The organism is Metabacillus sp. 113a (assembly GCF_050107635.1).
In the GTDB taxonomy this organism is placed as follows: domain Bacteria; phylum Bacillota; class Bacilli; order Bacillales; family Bacillaceae; genus Metabacillus_B.
On the sequence record NZ_JBNILJ010000005.1, the window covers coordinates 81,669 to 96,886 of the forward strand.

General features: G+C 43.9%; 14 protein-coding genes and 2 riboswitches. Of the genes, 9 read left to right on the top strand and 5 right to left on the bottom strand.

The window, feature by feature from the left end; translation table 11 throughout:
- The first annotated feature begins 20 nt into the window (after positions 1-20).
- A complete protein-coding gene (locus ACQCVE_RS10500; protein ID WP_426845119.1) occupies positions 21-188 on the top strand; it encodes a hypothetical protein in 168 nt (55 codons plus the stop codon).
- Entirely contained in the window at positions 185-343 is a 159-nt protein-coding gene (locus ACQCVE_RS10505; protein ID WP_426862725.1) for a hypothetical protein, read from the top strand. The genes ACQCVE_RS10500 and ACQCVE_RS10505 overlap by 4 nt, the downstream gene beginning before the upstream one ends.
- Before the next feature lie 141 nt (positions 344-484).
- Here the strand turns inward: ACQCVE_RS10505 and ACQCVE_RS10510 are convergent, their stop codons facing one another.
- Positions 485-2,254 carry a B12-binding domain-containing radical SAM protein gene (locus ACQCVE_RS10510; protein WP_426844987.1) on the bottom strand — a complete coding sequence of 590 codons (1,770 nt, stop codon included), beginning with the start codon at positions 2,252-2,254 and terminating at the stop codon, positions 485-487.
- Positions 2,255-2,383: 129 nt separating this feature from the next.
- Complete coding sequence (locus ACQCVE_RS10515; RefSeq protein ID WP_426844988.1) at positions 2,384-3,391, bottom strand: acyltransferase family protein; 1,008 nt, start codon at positions 3,389-3,391, stop codon at positions 2,384-2,386.
- Positions 3,392-3,766: 375 nt separating this feature from the next.
- Here ACQCVE_RS10515 and ACQCVE_RS10520 point away from each other — a divergent pair, with 375 nt between their 5' ends.
- The 3 genes from ACQCVE_RS10520 to ACQCVE_RS10530 all read left to right on the top strand — a co-directional run bounded on the left by ACQCVE_RS10520 (position 3,767) and on the right by ACQCVE_RS10530 (position 7,408).
- Entirely contained in the window at positions 3,767-5,974 is a 2,208-nt protein-coding gene (locus ACQCVE_RS10520; protein ID WP_426844989.1) for a PAS domain S-box protein, read from the top strand.
- Entirely contained in the window at positions 5,975-6,457 is a 483-nt protein-coding gene (locus tag ACQCVE_RS10525) for a methylated-DNA--[protein]-cysteine S-methyltransferase (RefSeq protein ID WP_426862727.1), read from the top strand.
- Positions 6,458-6,826: 369 nt separating this feature from the next.
- Positions 6,827-7,408, top strand: coding sequence for a metalloregulator ArsR/SmtB family transcription factor (locus ACQCVE_RS10530; RefSeq protein ID WP_426862729.1), 582 nt, complete (start codon positions 6,827-6,829; stop codon positions 7,406-7,408).
- Positions 7,409-7,566: 158 nt separating this feature from the next.
- Here ACQCVE_RS10530 and mtnA read toward each other — a convergent pair whose 3' ends face one another.
- From mtnA to ACQCVE_RS10545, 3 genes are all read right to left on the bottom strand, one after another.
- On the bottom strand, positions 7,567-8,631 hold the full coding sequence (gene mtnA, locus ACQCVE_RS10535) for an S-methyl-5-thioribose-1-phosphate isomerase (protein ID WP_426862731.1): 1,065 nt from the start codon (positions 8,629-8,631) through the stop codon (positions 7,567-7,569).
- 17 nt (positions 8,632-8,648) lie between these two features.
- Positions 8,649-9,839 carry an S-methyl-5-thioribose kinase gene (gene mtnK, locus ACQCVE_RS10540; RefSeq protein WP_426862733.1) on the bottom strand — a complete coding sequence of 397 codons (1,191 nt, stop codon included), beginning with the start codon at positions 9,837-9,839 and terminating at the stop codon, positions 8,649-8,651.
- Between the two features lie 96 nt (positions 9,840-9,935).
- Positions 9,936-10,098: riboswitch (SAM riboswitch) on the bottom strand.
- Between the two features lie 200 nt (positions 10,099-10,298).
- Positions 10,299-11,102 carry a carbon-nitrogen family hydrolase gene (locus ACQCVE_RS10545; RefSeq protein ID WP_426862735.1) on the bottom strand — a complete coding sequence of 268 codons (804 nt, stop codon included), beginning with the start codon at positions 11,100-11,102 and terminating at the stop codon, positions 10,299-10,301.
- 101 nt (positions 11,103-11,203) lie between these two features.
- On the opposite strand from ACQCVE_RS10545, the gene ACQCVE_RS10550 reads away from it, so the two are divergent.
- From ACQCVE_RS10550 to ACQCVE_RS10565, 4 genes are all read left to right on the top strand, one after another.
- A complete protein-coding gene (locus ACQCVE_RS10550; RefSeq protein WP_426862737.1) occupies positions 11,204-12,382 on the top strand; it encodes a pyridoxal phosphate-dependent aminotransferase in 1,179 nt (392 codons plus the stop codon).
- A 100-nt stretch (positions 12,383-12,482) separates the two neighbouring features.
- Positions 12,483-12,594, top strand: a riboswitch (SAM riboswitch).
- A gap of 78 nt (positions 12,595-12,672) precedes the next feature.
- Entirely contained in the window at positions 12,673-13,917 is a 1,245-nt protein-coding gene (locus ACQCVE_RS10555; protein ID WP_426844996.1) for a 2,3-diketo-5-methylthiopentyl-1-phosphate enolase, read from the top strand.
- 97 nt (positions 13,918-14,014) lie between these two features.
- Complete coding sequence (locus ACQCVE_RS10560) at positions 14,015-14,650, top strand: methylthioribulose 1-phosphate dehydratase (RefSeq protein WP_426844997.1); 636 nt, start codon at positions 14,015-14,017, stop codon at positions 14,648-14,650.
- 12 nt (positions 14,651-14,662) lie between these two features.
- A complete protein-coding gene (locus tag ACQCVE_RS10565) occupies positions 14,663-15,199 on the top strand; it encodes a 1,2-dihydroxy-3-keto-5-methylthiopentene dioxygenase (protein WP_426844998.1) in 537 nt (178 codons plus the stop codon).
- Positions 15,200-15,218 lie beyond the last annotated feature (19 nt).

The window sequence follows — 15,218 nt, forward strand, 5'->3', positions numbered from 1 at the left end:
TAATCATTAGGGGGATGTTTATGAAACGAAAGGCTGCGAATCATCAGGCTCTAAAAAACAATCATACTCCGACAGAAAGCATGGCTGATGCGGAATTTTCTGCAGAATTCAATCATGAAAATCCTAAGAAATATGCCAACCGCAATTCAAAAAAAGGGTTGCAGGGTAAAACGGGGACAGCCAAATGAGCAAGAAACAGCATAGCAAAGAGATGCAGAATCACAAAAAGCCAATGGATCCTCATGTACTTCAAGAAGAATTCGGAAGTGAATTTGGTGACGCCAACTCAGGAAAAATATATGATATAAAAGAACAATTGAAACGGAATTCCTGCAAGGAATAATAGCTTCAAGCAGCTCTATGGGAGATCAGCTAAGCGCGGGAGAAACTGCTTAGAATGTATACAAAAACCCCCCGGTATGCTTGTGAACACCGGGGGACTCATACCAATCATTTTTTCATTAGGACGATCCAGGCAGCCCCTTTATATGGCCCGGGTCTGATCCAGGTTCACATTCGTTGTGTAAATATGTGTTTCATTTGAATTTGAATCATAATGAATGAGCATCCAAGTCTGAGTATAGATCAAGTTCCCGTGCAGCTTGTATTCTTCAAGGTCAAAGGGAAGCTGCTCGACTATTGTGTGCTTATAGAGCTCTTTTTCTGTAAGAGGGTTCTGCTCATAGACAGAGCCGAGTCTTTGGGGCTCCTTGAGCAATTGTTTATAAAACCGGTCCCGCTCCTCTTTCGGAAGCATAGTATCCTCCCAAAGGGCTTTTCTTGGTTTATAGCGCTGGTTTTTTAAATAATCAAATGTCATAAGCGCGACAGCAGCACTTAAATGATCAGGAGCTATGGAAGTAATGAACAGACGGAGTCGTCTGAACAAATCCTCCAGCTGATGACCGATTCTGCTCCAGCCTTTTTCATCCCAAAACGTGCCGAATTGCTGAAAGAAGTCAAAAGGAGTTTCAAAAACGTGCTCCACCAGATATTCAATCGTTTGATCCATCCGGTGATCATTCCAGTATTTTTCCAGCACATCTTCAACTTGTTTAATTTTGGAGATATCATGGAAGCTCAGTACATTATTCTTTAAGATTTCATATGGAGAGTGGTCCATATAAACGTAATCATGCTGGGCCGCTCTCAGACGAAGTCCGGTGCCCCTCAGCATTTTTAAAAACCCAAGCTGGAGTTCCTCAGGCCTCATTGCGAAGACATCGTTGAATGTTTTTTTAAAGGAATGATAATCCTCTTCTGGCAGCCCGGCGATCAAATCCAAATGCTGTTCAATTTTTTGCCCTTCCTTAACCATCGTAACGGTTCGGGTAAGTTTGCTGAAATTCTGTCTTCGCATGACTAAATCGTTTGTCTCATCGTTTGTGGACTGTACTCCAATTTCAAACCGGAATAACCCTTTAGGAGCATGTTCATTCAAAAACTGTATCACTTCGGGACGCATGATATCTGCGGTGATCTCAAATTGAAAGACCGTGCCGGGTCTGTGTTCATCAATTAAGAACTGAAACATTTCCATTGCATAGCTGCGGCTTATGTTAAAGGTCCGGTCTACAAATTTAATGGTTTTCGCGCCGTGGTTCATGAGAAAACGAATGTCCTCTTTTACTTTCTCCCGATCAAAATAACGTACCCCTACTTCAATCGAGGAAAGACAGAACTGACAGCTGAACGGACAGCCTCTGCTTGTTTCTATATACGTAACACGCTTGGCAAGGCTGCCGAGATCTTCTTGAAAGCGGAAAGGGGATGGAAGCTCTTTAAGATCCACTTTGTTTCCTTGAGGCTGAATCCTGATTTTCCCGTCTTCCCTGTAGGCAACCCCTTTCACAGCATTCATCGGATGACCTTGTTCAATAGCCTGAAGAAGCTGTTTGAATGTTTGTTCTCCTTCTCCAATAACGATATAATCTGCCTGTGGAACCCGTTCCATCCACTCGAGCGTATCATAGGTGACTTCCGGACCGCCCAAAACGATGATAAGCTCCGGCCTGATTTTCTTTAGCATATTAATGACCTTGATGGTTTCTTCAATATTCCAGATATAGCAGCTAAACCCGATAACATCAGGGTTTCGATTGAATAAATCACTTACGATGTTTATAGAAGGGTCTTTAATCGTATATTCTGCCAGTTCAGCATCGTATTCCGGCTGCGCATAGGCTTTTAGGCAACGGATCGACAAGCTTGTATGAATGTATTTTGCATTTAATGTGCTAAGCACAATGTTCATGAATTTCCACCACTTTTAATAAGATTATTCTGCTTTAAAACATTACTCATTTTAACACATTCCAGCCTGCGGGAAACGTTTTTCATCTAAAAAAGGCTGATCCCGCATTACTTGGGACCAGCCAGCGTGCTATGTTTGCTGTATAGATTTAAACTTGTTTTTAAGGCGTGTGGCTTTTAATTCTACAATAGGCTCCGTTAAGGTTTTGACGAAATTCGATGACAGAATGAATGTGACTAGCACAGCGGCTGCAGCATATATCGCGATGCTTTGGTAATCGCTCAGCCATTCCTCCGCAGCGCTGTTCCGAATCCCGTTTATAATAAATCCATGCAGGAGGTATACGTAAAAGGTTCTTGTGCCCCAAGAGGTGAAGAACGCTTCCCGCTGCGGAACAATGGCCAGAAAGCTCAGTGTAGAAGCGACGGTCATCATGTAAAAGCTTGTGCGTATGAGAGCACTGGCTGCAATTTCCTCTCCAAATGCCGAGTAAGGCTTTGAACCGAAAAGCCACTCAAAATCAAACTCCAGGAAAAAATACATGCTGAAGGTTAACGCAAGGAAGAGAACGGACACGGTTCTTCCTTTCACCGTGGTTAATTGATGGAAGTGCTCTCTTTTCATATAAAACCCCATAAGGAACAGCGGGAAAAATACAAAGGTTCTTCCGATGCTTAAAAAGCTGCTGTCAAAATCAGCATAACCGATTGCGATCCCAATCAGAAAGGAAGTTCCAAGAGCCGCCTTCCAATTAATCTTTGTAAAAAGGAAAAGCATCAGATTCCAGAAGAATAAGCTTAGCAAAAACCAAAGGGACCATTGCGGGTCTAAAGGGTTCAGCTCCAGCTTATCCTGTTTATGAATAAGAACATAATATACCGAATAAACTCCTTGGAAAATTAAATAGGGGATAATGAGTTTCTTGGCGATTTTTCGAACGTAGCCTTTTTTCTTGTACCCCTTGGCAAAATAGCCAGATACCAGAATAAATGCAGGCATATGAAAGGTGTAGATAAACTTATAAAGGTGAAGCATCACATCATTATTATCAATAAATGAACGGATGAGATGGCCAAATACAACAAGAATAATCAACAAGAATTTCGCGTTATCAAAGTAACTGTCTCTTGTTTTCAATGCACATCACCTGCCTGTTCTGCTAATAGTTACGGGAAATACTGTAAAGACCATTTACCCATGCCTGATTAGTGTAAAACAGAATGGCGGCATCAAACCTTAAAAATCATTCATTGTGAGAGAGATTTAATCCTGCTGTTACATAATTGAGAAATATGTAGTGTTTCCGATAAGCTCTGCTGAGATTTTCTGGTGATGCGGGAAAGCCGATGCCTGATAGAAGGTAAATCAACATTCTCACGATAAATCTCTAAGGAAAAATAACCCTTTTCGGATAAATCATGGAATATAAGATAGAGGAATGAAGGACTATGGAATTTGCTGTAGAAATAAAACATATATGAACATGGAAGTTAAAAAGGGAGTGTACGGGGAATGAGTCAGCTGATAGAGGAGGCACAAATTGCTCGGTTAACGATTGAACTGGAACGCTTAAAAGAGGAAAATACCCAACTTAAAAAAGAATTGTCTAAGCACCAGGTCATATTTAATCAGGCACTGGACGCGATCATTATTTTTGATCAGGACATGAATTTTATAGATGCAAATGAAGCAGCCTGCTTAATGTTTAAAGAAACGAAAGATAAGCTCCTTAGAAAATCATTGTATGATTATCTTGCTTTGTTTGCTAATGAAGAAATAAAAAGACAAAGGGACGTGCTATCGGAAAAAGGTGCTTTAAAAGAGGAATTAATGATAAAGCTCGATGACGGACAGCTAAAGTTTATTGAATTTGCCGCAAAAAAGAAAGCGATCGGTGAGTTTGATTTATCGATCATGAGGGATATTTCTTCAAAGAAAATACTGGAAAGAGAAAGAACCATCAATGAGCAAATGTTTCAGGATCTTTTTCACCGGGCACTGGATGGAATTGTGATCTACGATCAATATGGCAGGCTCGTAGATGCAAACACCTCCTTTTGCGAGAGCTTCGAACTGCAGAAAAACCAGCTTTCCTCCTATAAGCTGAAGGATTTCATTGATAAGGAAAGTCAAGGGGAAATGGATCAAACCTGGTCACTTCTTTCTAAATCAGGAAAAGCGAAAGGCGACCTGCCAGTCAGGCTGAAAAGCGGCCTAAGAAAAATCTTCGAGTTTACAACTACGGCGAATATCCTCAATGGCTATTATATGTCGATCATGAGGGACATTACAGAGAAACGGGAAATGGAAGCCCAGCTTTATGAAAGCGAAGTCCGCTTCCGGGAAATTTTTGAAAACGCTATGGATGCCATCATCATATGGGATAAAAAGGGGAAAATCCAAAAAGCGAACAGATGGGCGACACGTATTTTCGAACTTCCGATGGAAGGGCTGCTGAAAAGCTCAATTACAGACTTTATTGATCAGGGAGACCCGCGTTATCATGATGCTTTTGATGAATATTTAAATACAGGATCCATCCGCCAGGAACTTAATTTCCATATGCCGAACGGACAGTACAAACAGCTGGAATTCACTTCTAAAGCCAATATTTTTAAAGGCCAGCATATTACCATTTTACGAAATGTAAGCGACAGGAACCGCATGGAGAAAGAATTGCGGCAAAGCGAGGAAAAATTCCGTAAAATTTTTAATGGAGCTATGGAGGGAATCATCCTTTTTGACAGCCATTTTTCCATCATGGCTGCCAATCCAGTATCAGCCAAAATTTTTGAGATGAATCATGAGGCAATTGAGAAATGCAACCTGTATACGTTATTGTTTCCAAATCAGACTAAAGCTCCTTCCGATTTTTTTGCTGAGCTTCAAAAAGAAGAGGAGGGCACAAATGAAATCTGCCTGCAATCCAAACAAGGGCATACAAAAATCCTTGATTTTTCATTAAAGCTGAATTTAAATGAAAATATGCATTTGGCCATATTCAGGGATGTAACTGAAAGAAAGGAACTCGAAGAGCGGCTTAGAAAATCAGATACGTTAAATGTTGTCGGGGAGCTTGCAGCAGGAATTGCCCATGAAATCCGAAATCCGATGACAGCGCTGAAAGGATTCATCCAGCTTTTGGAAAGCGGTGTGAAAGAGGACTTTGGCATGTATTTTCATGTGATAAAATCCGAACTGGACCGAATTGAAAGCATCATTACCGAGTTTCTAGTGCTGGCTAAACCGCAGGCTGTGCATTTTGAACAAAACAGCATTGTGAAAATTATGAAGGAGACAATGGAACTTTTAAACGCACAAGCCATTTTTTCCAATGTTCAGCTGGAGCTGACAGCAGAAGGCGAGATCCCATCCATATTCTGCGAGCCCAATCAAATGAAGCAGGTCTTTATTAATATTTTAAAAAATGCGATTGAAGTGATGCCAAACGGTGGAAAGGTACGGACTAAGCTGAAAATGCCGGACCCCGATCACTTAATCATATCCATTGAGGATGAAGGGAACGGAATTCCTGAAGACAAGCTAAGAAAATTAGGAGAGCCATTTTACACAACAAAAGACCGCGGGACAGGTCTTGGTCTTATGGTAAGCTTTAAGATAATCGAGGAACACCGGGGCAAGGTAGAAGTGGAAAGTTATGTAGGAAAAGGTACTACCTTTTATATTACTCTTCCTGCAGGAAAAAAAGAGGTGGAATAAGTGATAGGATTCGCTCAGGTTTATACATCTATAGGAAAGATAACGATTGTATCGGACGGGACTGATATTTTGGAGGTTTTGCTTCCAGGCTCTGATTTATCCCGTTTGCCATGTGAAGAGGCTGATTTTCCTGTGTTAGAGAAAGCTAAAACCCAGATGAAAGAATATTTTGAAGGCCGGCGGACTGAATTTGATCTGCCATTTAAATCCGAAGGGACTCCCTTTCAAATGCGTGTGTGGGAAGCATTAAAATTGATTCCATACGGAAGTTCCCTAAGCTATTCCGAAATTGCTGAAAAAGCTGGAAGCCCAAAAGCAGTTCGCGCCGTCGGACAGGCCAATAAGAACAATAAACTCCCGATTATCGTCCCGTGTCACCGGGTAATAGGAAAAAATAAATCTCTCACCGGTTATGCAGGGTCGAAAACAGACTTAAAAGCTGCGTTACTGGAGCTCGAAAAAACAGAATACAAAAAGGCATAATACAAAACACCGGATGACTAATCCGGTGTTTTGTATTGGAATGCTGGTTACCGGCTGCCAATTCCCGTTTTACCCGTGCATTGGCGCTTTGATTCACGCTGCCGGAAACTTGTCACAAATATGGAGCCGTGACATAGTATTTAACAAGGGTAAAAAAGTTTCCTGAGCGCAAGAAGGGGGAGGGATTACTGTGATCATCCGGCCGGCAAGAAATGTGAAAATTGCAGCCTGTGCAGCGCTGTTTAATAAGTGCAGCCTCATCTCAAAAGAACAGGCTCAAGCCATTATAAAGCTTCAGAAGTAATTGACAATAGAATACAAATAAGACTATTATCTAATTAGATATATATCTAATTATGAGGTGCATACATGCAATTAAACCGCTTAGTCCAATTTCATAAAGCAATGGGAGATGCAACAAGGCTAAAAATCATTGCCATCCTGGCAAACGGGCCTAAACACGGCCAGGCATTAGCAGGGATTCTCGGACTCACTCCGCCGACCATCACCCACCATCTTTCCAAACTGAAAGAAGTCAATCTGGTCCGTCAAGAAAGAGAAAAAAACACCATTTATTACTTTCTTCAAAGCAAGGTTATTGAAAATTATGCAAACGATATTGGAAAACTTATCAATGCTGAGGAGGAAAACAAAGTGAAGCAGCTAACGGGGGATCAGTTGAAAATTGTGCAAAATTATTTAACTAGTGAGGGGAAGTTTAAAACCATTCCATCCCAGCGCAAACGAAAGCTTATGGTTCTCTGCTATATTGCGAAAGATTTTGAAGCTGGGAAGAAGTATACAGAAAAAGAAGTGAATGAAGCGATCACCAAATATCATGAAGATTATGCCACCCTCCGGCGGGAAATGATTGTCAATGCAATCATGTACCGTGAAAACAGCATTTATGAGCTCAATCCAAAGGAGCTATGGGCAAAGATTGAAGAATGAACACTCAAATCTTTTATTGGGAGGATCCCCAGCTGCAAAGCTGATCCGGCTGAACAGCGTTCAGACATGCAAACCTGAGGATACATAAAAGCCGGCATCCTCAGTTTTTTCAGCTCTGATTGTTCCTCAGCATGCCCGTTCGAACGGATTCCCGGATTTCATACAGATGGTTCGGGTAAAAAAAGCTCTTCGATTTTAACGCTGTAATTTCCTCTCATGACCCCTTTTTCTGTCACTATGCCTGTTATCAGCTCTGCAGGAGTTACGTCGAAGGCAGGATTGAAGACCTGGACGCCGTCTGGGGATACTTGGGTTCCTGCTATATGAGTAATTTCCTTAGCGTCGCGTTCCTCAATTGGGATTTGTTCTCCGACTTCCATGTTTAAATCAAAAGTAGAGAGTGGGGCAGCAATATAAAACGGGATGCTGAAGGCATTTGCTAAAATAGCAAGATTGTATGTTCCAATTTTATTAGCGGTATCACCGTTTTTCGCAATGCGGTCTGCTCCTGTAATGATGGCGCTGATCTTCTTGTTTTTAATGGTAAAGGCAGCCATGCTGTCTGTAATCAAAGTAACATCGACCCCTGCCTGCATAAGCTCCCATGCAGTGAGTCTTGATCCCTGAAGCACCGGCCGGGTTTCACATGCAAACACTTGAAGCGGGAAATTTTGCTCCTTTGCCAAGTAGAAGGGAGCAAGCGCTGTTCCGTATCTGGCAGTCGCTATTGAACCTGCATTGCAGATGGTCAGGATCCGGTCGTTTTTAGAAAAGAGCTTTAACGCATGCTCTCCTATTTGTCTGCAGGTTTCTTCATCCTCTGCCTGAATTTGAATGGCCTCATGTATAAGATTGGTTTTTGCTTCATTCACTGATTGAACATTGCCGCATGATTTCAGAAGACGGTTAAGAGCCCAGGACAGATTTACGGCCGTTGGCCTCGACCCAGCTAAATATTCCTGCTCTTTTTTTAGCCGTTTCAGGAATAAACCAATTTCTGTTTCACTGTAGCGGGATGCAGAAAGGGCAAGCCCGAATGCTGCTGTTATTCCGATTGCCGGGGCGCCTCTCACTTTCAGACTTTGTATAGCCTCCCAAACGTCTTTTATGTTGTTCAGGCGAATGTATTCGGCTGCGGCCGGCAGTTTTTGCTGATCAAGCATGGAAATATAAGTATCCTTCCATTCAACTGAACGGGGTACGATGAAAGATGGCTGAAGCATGTTTATAGTCCTCCTAATCAGGGGGCAATAGCATGACGGAAAAACCGTTTGAGCTGCCCTGGTTCCGTAAGATTGCGCCGCTGCTTGATCAATTTTTTCCCAAGCTCCAGCGACTGAATTTTCACTTCTATTCTCCGGCTGTGCGGCTGGATGCCATCGAGGTCGGCCACATGGGCGAGGCCGATTGTCCTTCTGATCACCTCACAGCCCGCAAAGCCGATTGTATCCTCAAATATCTGCGCCAATGTATGTTCAAGATAGCCTTCCACTTCAGAGTAGCAGTCCAGACTGCTGTTTTTCCAAGCTTCTTTAAACACATCCGCAAATGTGTTCCATGCTGTTTCGATCGCATGAAACAGAAACTCCTGTTTATCCGGTTCACGGGATAGGGCATTAAGCAGGAGATTTCCAATAAACTGTCCTGGATCAAAGCCGATCGGGCCGAAGAACGCAAATTCAGGATCAATGACTTTCGTTTCTGTTTCTCCTGCAAAAATGCTTCCTGTGTGGAGGTCTCCATGCACTAAGGCATCCGCCTGCGTTAAAAATTTCTTTTTAAGCTTGGCAGCTTCCAGTTTTAAATGGGTGTCTGCCCAGATCTCTTCCGCCGCTTTCCGGAGCTCCGGTTCAAAGTCATTTGAATCATGATCGAAGAATGGATCGGTGAACACAAAGTCCTCTGTAATTTTACAAAGGTCAGGATTCGTAAATTGTTTAACAAGCTGTTTTTTCACATGAGGCTCAAGGGCGAAATCGCTCGTATAAAAGAGCGTCCTGGCCATAAATTCTCCAATGTGCTGAGCGAGATGCGGGAGCTGTTTTCCTTCGATCAATGCCTGCCTGGCAATTTGTAAGTGTGACAGGTCTTCCATTACAGTTACGGCTAGGGGCTGGTCGGTGTAATAGACCTCCGGGACAAGCCCTGGTGCAAGCTCTGCATGCTTAACGAGGGCGCTGCTTTCAATGCGTGCCCGGTCAAGGGTAAGCGGCCATGATTCACCGATTACCTTTGCGTATGGAAGAGCCTGCTTAACAATCACCCCTTTGCCTGATTTTGGATCATGTACTCTGAAAACAAGGTTCAAATTCCCATCGCCAATTTCCCTGCAGTGAAGAATCGTGTCTGGAACGAGGCCCAGCCTGACCGCGAGTGCCGCAGCGGCGGCTTCCGTTAACGGTTCATAAAATGCTGAATGTGGTATACCCAATTTTTTCGCCTCCTGAAAAGCCGTTTTTTAGATAAGTGCAAATACAAAAAGCCTCTTTCGTTTTGAGAAAGAGGCTTGAAGAGGCTGTCTCCGCACCTCTTATCTCCCAGAAAGCATAAAGCTTCTGACGGATTTAGCACCGTGCCTTTTGGAGCGTCTTGCTCCGGCGCTTCTTGCTGCGCCCCATTTCGCAATGGAATTACGGTCGGTTGCTGTTGGGGTCAACGGGCCAATTCCCTCTCCCAACTCTCGATAAGAGTATATGTGTTAGATTTTTTTGAATGTTTTAATTGTTTTGCAATCAATCATTGATGAAAATCTTACCAGCTCCACAATAAGTCTGTCAATCTTTTTTTAGTATGTTTTAAAGGCCCGGCATCAGAAAGAATCTGATAAAACCATTCATAAGCTTCAGGCTGAGTGATTTAACCCTTATATATAAAAAATTAAATAGGGAGGTCAGCTTTTAAAGAACGATTGGTACAATTCAGGCCGGCGGTCCTGAAATACGGGAATCTGTCTTCTGATTTCAGCAATTTCTGCGAAATCCAATTCAGCGCGGAGTGTTTCTGCTCCTTGCCCCGCCTCGGCCAAAACTGATCCCCATGGATCAATGATTATAGAATGTCCGGCAAATTTATTTTTGGGGTCGGACCCGCATCTGTTGCAGGCAACGACAAAGGCCTGATTCTCAATGGCTCTTGCTATGAGGAGCGCCCGCCAGTGGTTAAGGCGGAGGAGGGGCCATTCAGCGGCGACGAACAATACTTCTGCTCCATGGGCTGCATGATCCCGCATCCATTCAGGGAAGCGGATATCGTAGCATATAAAGCCTGCGCATTGGATTCCATCCAGAGAAAAAAGTCCGCTGCTTTTGCCGCCTGTCAAATAATGGTGTTCATCCATCAGTTTAAATAAATGAATTTTGCTGTATTCATGTACCAGCTCTCCGCTCCTGCTGAAAATGAGCATTGTATTTGTTATCTCTTTACCGGACTTTTTGGCAATGGACCCTGCCACCAGGTGGACATGGTGCTCTCTAGCCAAGGCCGAAAGAAAAGCCTTCGAGTCCCTTCCTGCCGGGTCCGCAATCTCATCCAGTCTTGTCAAATCGTATCCAGTGTTCCATAATTCGGGTAATACAAGAATGTCCGGCGGATTGACTTTAACGGCTTCCCTGATCGCAGCTGCCGCTCTTTTTTTATTTTCTTCCGGATTGCCGAATGCGATATCAAATTGGATGCACGCAATTGACTGTTTCACTTTGACCCCCGCTTTCAATCAGAATTTTCTTTACTTTTCTGTATTAACACTATATGATTTGTGACTATCATTTCAAGAATTTTTCGAGAAGGTGGAATAGAATGACATATTTTGAACCATCCCGCTTACTAAGACGGCTTCCTGAGCAATTTTTCGCTGCCTTGTCTTTAAAAGCAGCTGAAAAGATTAAAGAGGGCTGTGACATCATCAATCTGGGCCAGGGAAACCCGGATCAGCCTGCACCTGCACATATCGTTAAGGCGCTTCAAAAAGCTGCAGAAGAACCGGCCAATCACAAATATTCCCCTTTCAGAGGTAAACAGTCTTTAAGAGCAGCTGCTTCAACCTTTTACAAGAGAGAATATGGGGTTGAATTAGATCCGGAGACGGAGATAGCCATCCTGTTTGGTGGGAAAGCCGGGCTTGTTGAGCTTCCACAATGTTTACTAAACCCTGGTGATGTGGCGCTTGTTCCAGATCCTGGATACCCGGATTACTGGTCTGGCGTAGAGATGGCCGGCGCAGGGATGCACATGCTTCCGCTGCTTGAAAAAAATGAGTACCTCCCGGATTATGATCAAATTCCTGATCCTGTTTTGCTTAAAACAAAGCTTATGTTTTTAAATTATCCGAACAATCCTACGGGAGCAGCAGCCAATGCAGCTTTTTTTAGAGAAACCGCTGATTTTGCCAAGCAGCACCATATTTGTACCATTCATGATTTTGCCTATGGAGCGATTGGGTTTGACGGCGAAAAGCCGTTAAGTTATCTTCAGACCCCTGGTGCAAAGGAAACGGGAATTGAAATTTATACTCTTTCGAAAACGTTCAATATGGCGGGGTGGCGGGTAGCGTTTGCAGCTGGAAATGCCAGTGTTATAGAAGCAATCAACCTGTTTCAGGATCATATGTATGTAAGTGTTTTTGGTGCTGTTCAGGATGCGGCCGAAGCAGCTTTGCTGGATAGAGGGGACAGCTTAAAAGCGCTTGTCCGGATGTATGAAAGACGCCGGAATACACTGGTGGATGCCTTTAAGGAAATCGGCTGGAACATTCAAGCTCCTAAGGGGAGTTTCTTCGCTTGGCTGCCCGTTCCCGAGCGCTTTACATCCCAGGAATTTTCAGATCTTCTTCTGGAAAAAGCTCATGTTCTTACCGCACCGGGAAGCGGGTTCGGCCAATTTGGCGAAGGATATTTGCGTGCTGGTCTGCTTACGGATGAAGCCAGGATCTGGGAGGCGGCCGAAAGGATTGGGAAGCTTGACATTTTCCGGCCGTAATGGAATGATTTTCAATTATGACTTGACACATTTCCAAATCCCTGCAATAATCCAAATTAATTGAAAATTTCGCCTGCGGATTTTTTGCAGGCCTATACCGTACTTATCAAGAGCAGGCGGAGGGACTAGCCCTATGAAGCCCGGCAACCGACTTGAACTGAACGTTCAAGCACGGTGCTAAATCTTGCAGTGTCAGCACTGAGAGATAAGGTACTGCATAACTATTATGCAAAGCCTCTTCTCTTATGACGAAGAGGCTTTTATATTGCTATGAAGACGGAGGCTTGACGATGAGTGAACTGATTGCGACCTATCTTGTACACACTTCAAATGACCGCCTGGAAGAAAAAGCGGAGGGGATTGCGCTCGGGCTGACCATAGGCTCGTGGACAGATCTTCACGAGCTTGAAAAGGAGCAGCTGAAAAAACATAAAGGCACAGTACTGTCCGTGGAAAGATTAAGCGGAGACGTGCGTGCGAATGAATTCTTCGGTAAAAAGCTGACGCGCGGTCTCATTAAAATTGCCTACCCTGCAGCCAATTTTTCTGAAGACCTTCCCGCTGTTTTAACGACTGCTTTTGGGAAATTGTCGCTGGATGGGGAAATCAAGCTTCTGGATCTCGAATTCTCCAGTGAACTTGCAAAGAAATTTGCGGGCCCTAAATTTGGAATCAGCGGAATTAGAGAAAAGCTTGGTGTAAATGACCGTCCGCTGTTTATGAGCATTTTTAAAGGCGTGATTGGCAAGGACTTGGAATATTTGAAAAAGCAGCTTTATGAGCAGCTTGCAGGAGGGATGGATTTAGTAAAGGACGATGAAATCCTGTTTGAAAATCCCCTGACTCCGTTTTTGGAACGGGTTAAGAAAGGACGGGAAATCATTGACCAACTGCAAAAAGAAACAGGGAAACGTTCTTTATATGCAGTGAATCTGACGGGAAGGACATTTGAGCTCCGGGACCGGGCAAGATGGGCGGCCGAAGCTGGCGCGACAGCTCTTTTATTGAATGTGCACGCGTATGGACTGGACGTTCTTCAGGCTCTGGCAGAGGATGAGGAAGTGAATGTTCCGGTCATGTCCCATCCGGCGGTAAGCGGCGCTTTCGCTTCTTCGCCATTTTATGGATTTTCCTATCCGCTCCTTTTAGGGAAGCTGACACGTTTGGCTGGCGCAGATCTTTCCTTGTTTCCATCTCCATACGGAAGTGTAGCTTTGGAGAAAAAAGCAGCATTGGGAATTGCTGAGGAATGCACCGTCCAAAGCAGCATCAGGGAAACCTTTCCGGTACCTTCTGCCGGCATACATCCAGGTCTAGTTCCGGTTATCATGAACGACTTTGGAACAGACTGTGTCATTAATGCAGGAGGCGGCATCCATGGGCATCCTCTTGGTGCTTCTGGAGGAGCTGCGGCCTTCCGTTCCGCAGGAGAAGCCGTTCTTGAACACATCTCACTTGAAGAACGGGCAAAAACCGATAAACCATTGGCTCTGGCCCTTGAATTATGGGGTCAATATGGCAACGCTGAAAAATGAAGCCTGTCATTTTCTGTGATTCTGATGGACCGGTGACGATTTAATGTTGGCGGTGTAATGGATTGACCGGATTGCTTGAAAAAAAGGGGGGAAGAGCGTGAGTCAAAAAGAAAAACAGCCGCTGAAGGAATTGGCACTTATAAAAAGAGAACTGGCTGAGAGAGACTGGTTTCCAGCCACCAGCGGAAACCTGGCTATTAGAACGGGGAACGACCCGCTGGCGTTCTATGTAACTGCAAGCGGCAAGGACAAGCGGGAAGAAACCGATGATGATTTCCTTTTAGTGAATGAGCATGGAGAGCCTGCTGGGGAAACCCATTTAAAGCCTTCGGCTGAAACACTGCTTCACTTAGAGATATTCAAGAAAACACACGCCGCGTGCAGCCTTCATGTCCACACCGTTGATAACAATGTCATCTCGGAAATCTTTGCAAATGAAGGGATGGTTACCTTCACGAATCAGGAGATCATTAAAGCATTCGGCCTGTGGGAGGAAAACGCATCCTTTTCGGTGCCGATTATTCCAAACCATGCAGATATCCCCGCTCTTGCCAAAGCTTTTGGAGTGCATGTTCATAAAGATGCGGGTGCCGTCTTGATCCGGAATCACGGAATAACGGTTTGGGGACGGACAGCGCTGGAAGCAAAGAAGTATCTGGAAGCATGCGAGTTTTTATTTTCGTATCATGTTAAGCTTCTGCAATGCAGGGTAAACCAATCTATTAAACTATAGGGGGAAACAGCAATGGCCTCAATTCTTTATCAGCAAAGCGGAGAGCGAATCACCGATCAGGATCAGGTTTCAGCTTTTCTGGAAAGCCAGGAAGTCATTTATGAAAAGTGGGATATCGAAAAGCTTCCAGCACACCTTAAGGAAAATTTTGAATTGACCGATGAGAATAAAGAAGAAATTCTGGAAGTATTCAAGGCGGAAATTGTGGATATTTCCAAAAGGCGGGGGTACCAGGCGCAGGACATAATCTCACTCTCAGATAAAACGCCTAATCTTGATGAGCTGCTGAAGAATTTTCAGCAGGAGCATCACCATTCAGATGACGAGGTTAGATTTATTGTCAGCGGGCATGGGGTTTTTATTATTCAGGCTAAGGACGGTTCTTTTTTTAATGTCGAGCTTGTTCCAGGGGATCTAATATCAGTACCCGAGAACATCCGTCATTATTTCACCCTTCAGGATGACCGCAAAGTAGTAGCGGTCAGAATTTTCGTCACGAAAGAAGGCTGGGTGCCGATTTATGATAAAGAAGAATCGAATGCAAACTAAACGAATGAGGGGGCTGTCT

Bases quoted from the DNA above. Each gene is read 5' to 3' on its own strand.
- ACQCVE_RS10555 (WP_426844996.1), top strand. From the start codon at position 12,673: ATGAGTGAACTGATTGCGACCTATCTTGTACACACTTCAAATGACCGC.
- ACQCVE_RS10530 (WP_426862729.1), top strand. From the start codon at position 6,827: ATGCAATTAAACCGCTTAGTCCAATTTCATAAAGCAATGGGAGATGCA.
- ACQCVE_RS10505 (WP_426862725.1), top strand. From the start codon at position 185: ATGAGCAAGAAACAGCATAGCAAAGAGATGCAGAATCACAAAAAGCCA.
- mtnA (WP_426862731.1), bottom strand. From the start codon at position 8,631: ATGCTTCAGCCATCTTTCATCGTACCCCGTTCAGTTGAATGGAAGGAT.
- ACQCVE_RS10500 (WP_426845119.1), top strand. From the start codon at position 21: ATGAAACGAAAGGCTGCGAATCATCAGGCTCTAAAAAACAATCATACT.
- ACQCVE_RS10550 (WP_426862737.1), top strand. From the start codon at position 11,204: ATGACATATTTTGAACCATCCCGCTTACTAAGACGGCTTCCTGAGCAA.
- ACQCVE_RS10520 (WP_426844989.1), top strand. From the start codon at position 3,767: ATGAGTCAGCTGATAGAGGAGGCACAAATTGCTCGGTTAACGATTGAA.
- ACQCVE_RS10510 (WP_426844987.1), bottom strand. From the start codon at position 2,254: ATGAACATTGTGCTTAGCACATTAAATGCAAAATACATTCATACAAGC.
- ACQCVE_RS10565 (WP_426844998.1), top strand. From the start codon at position 14,663: ATGGCCTCAATTCTTTATCAGCAAAGCGGAGAGCGAATCACCGATCAG.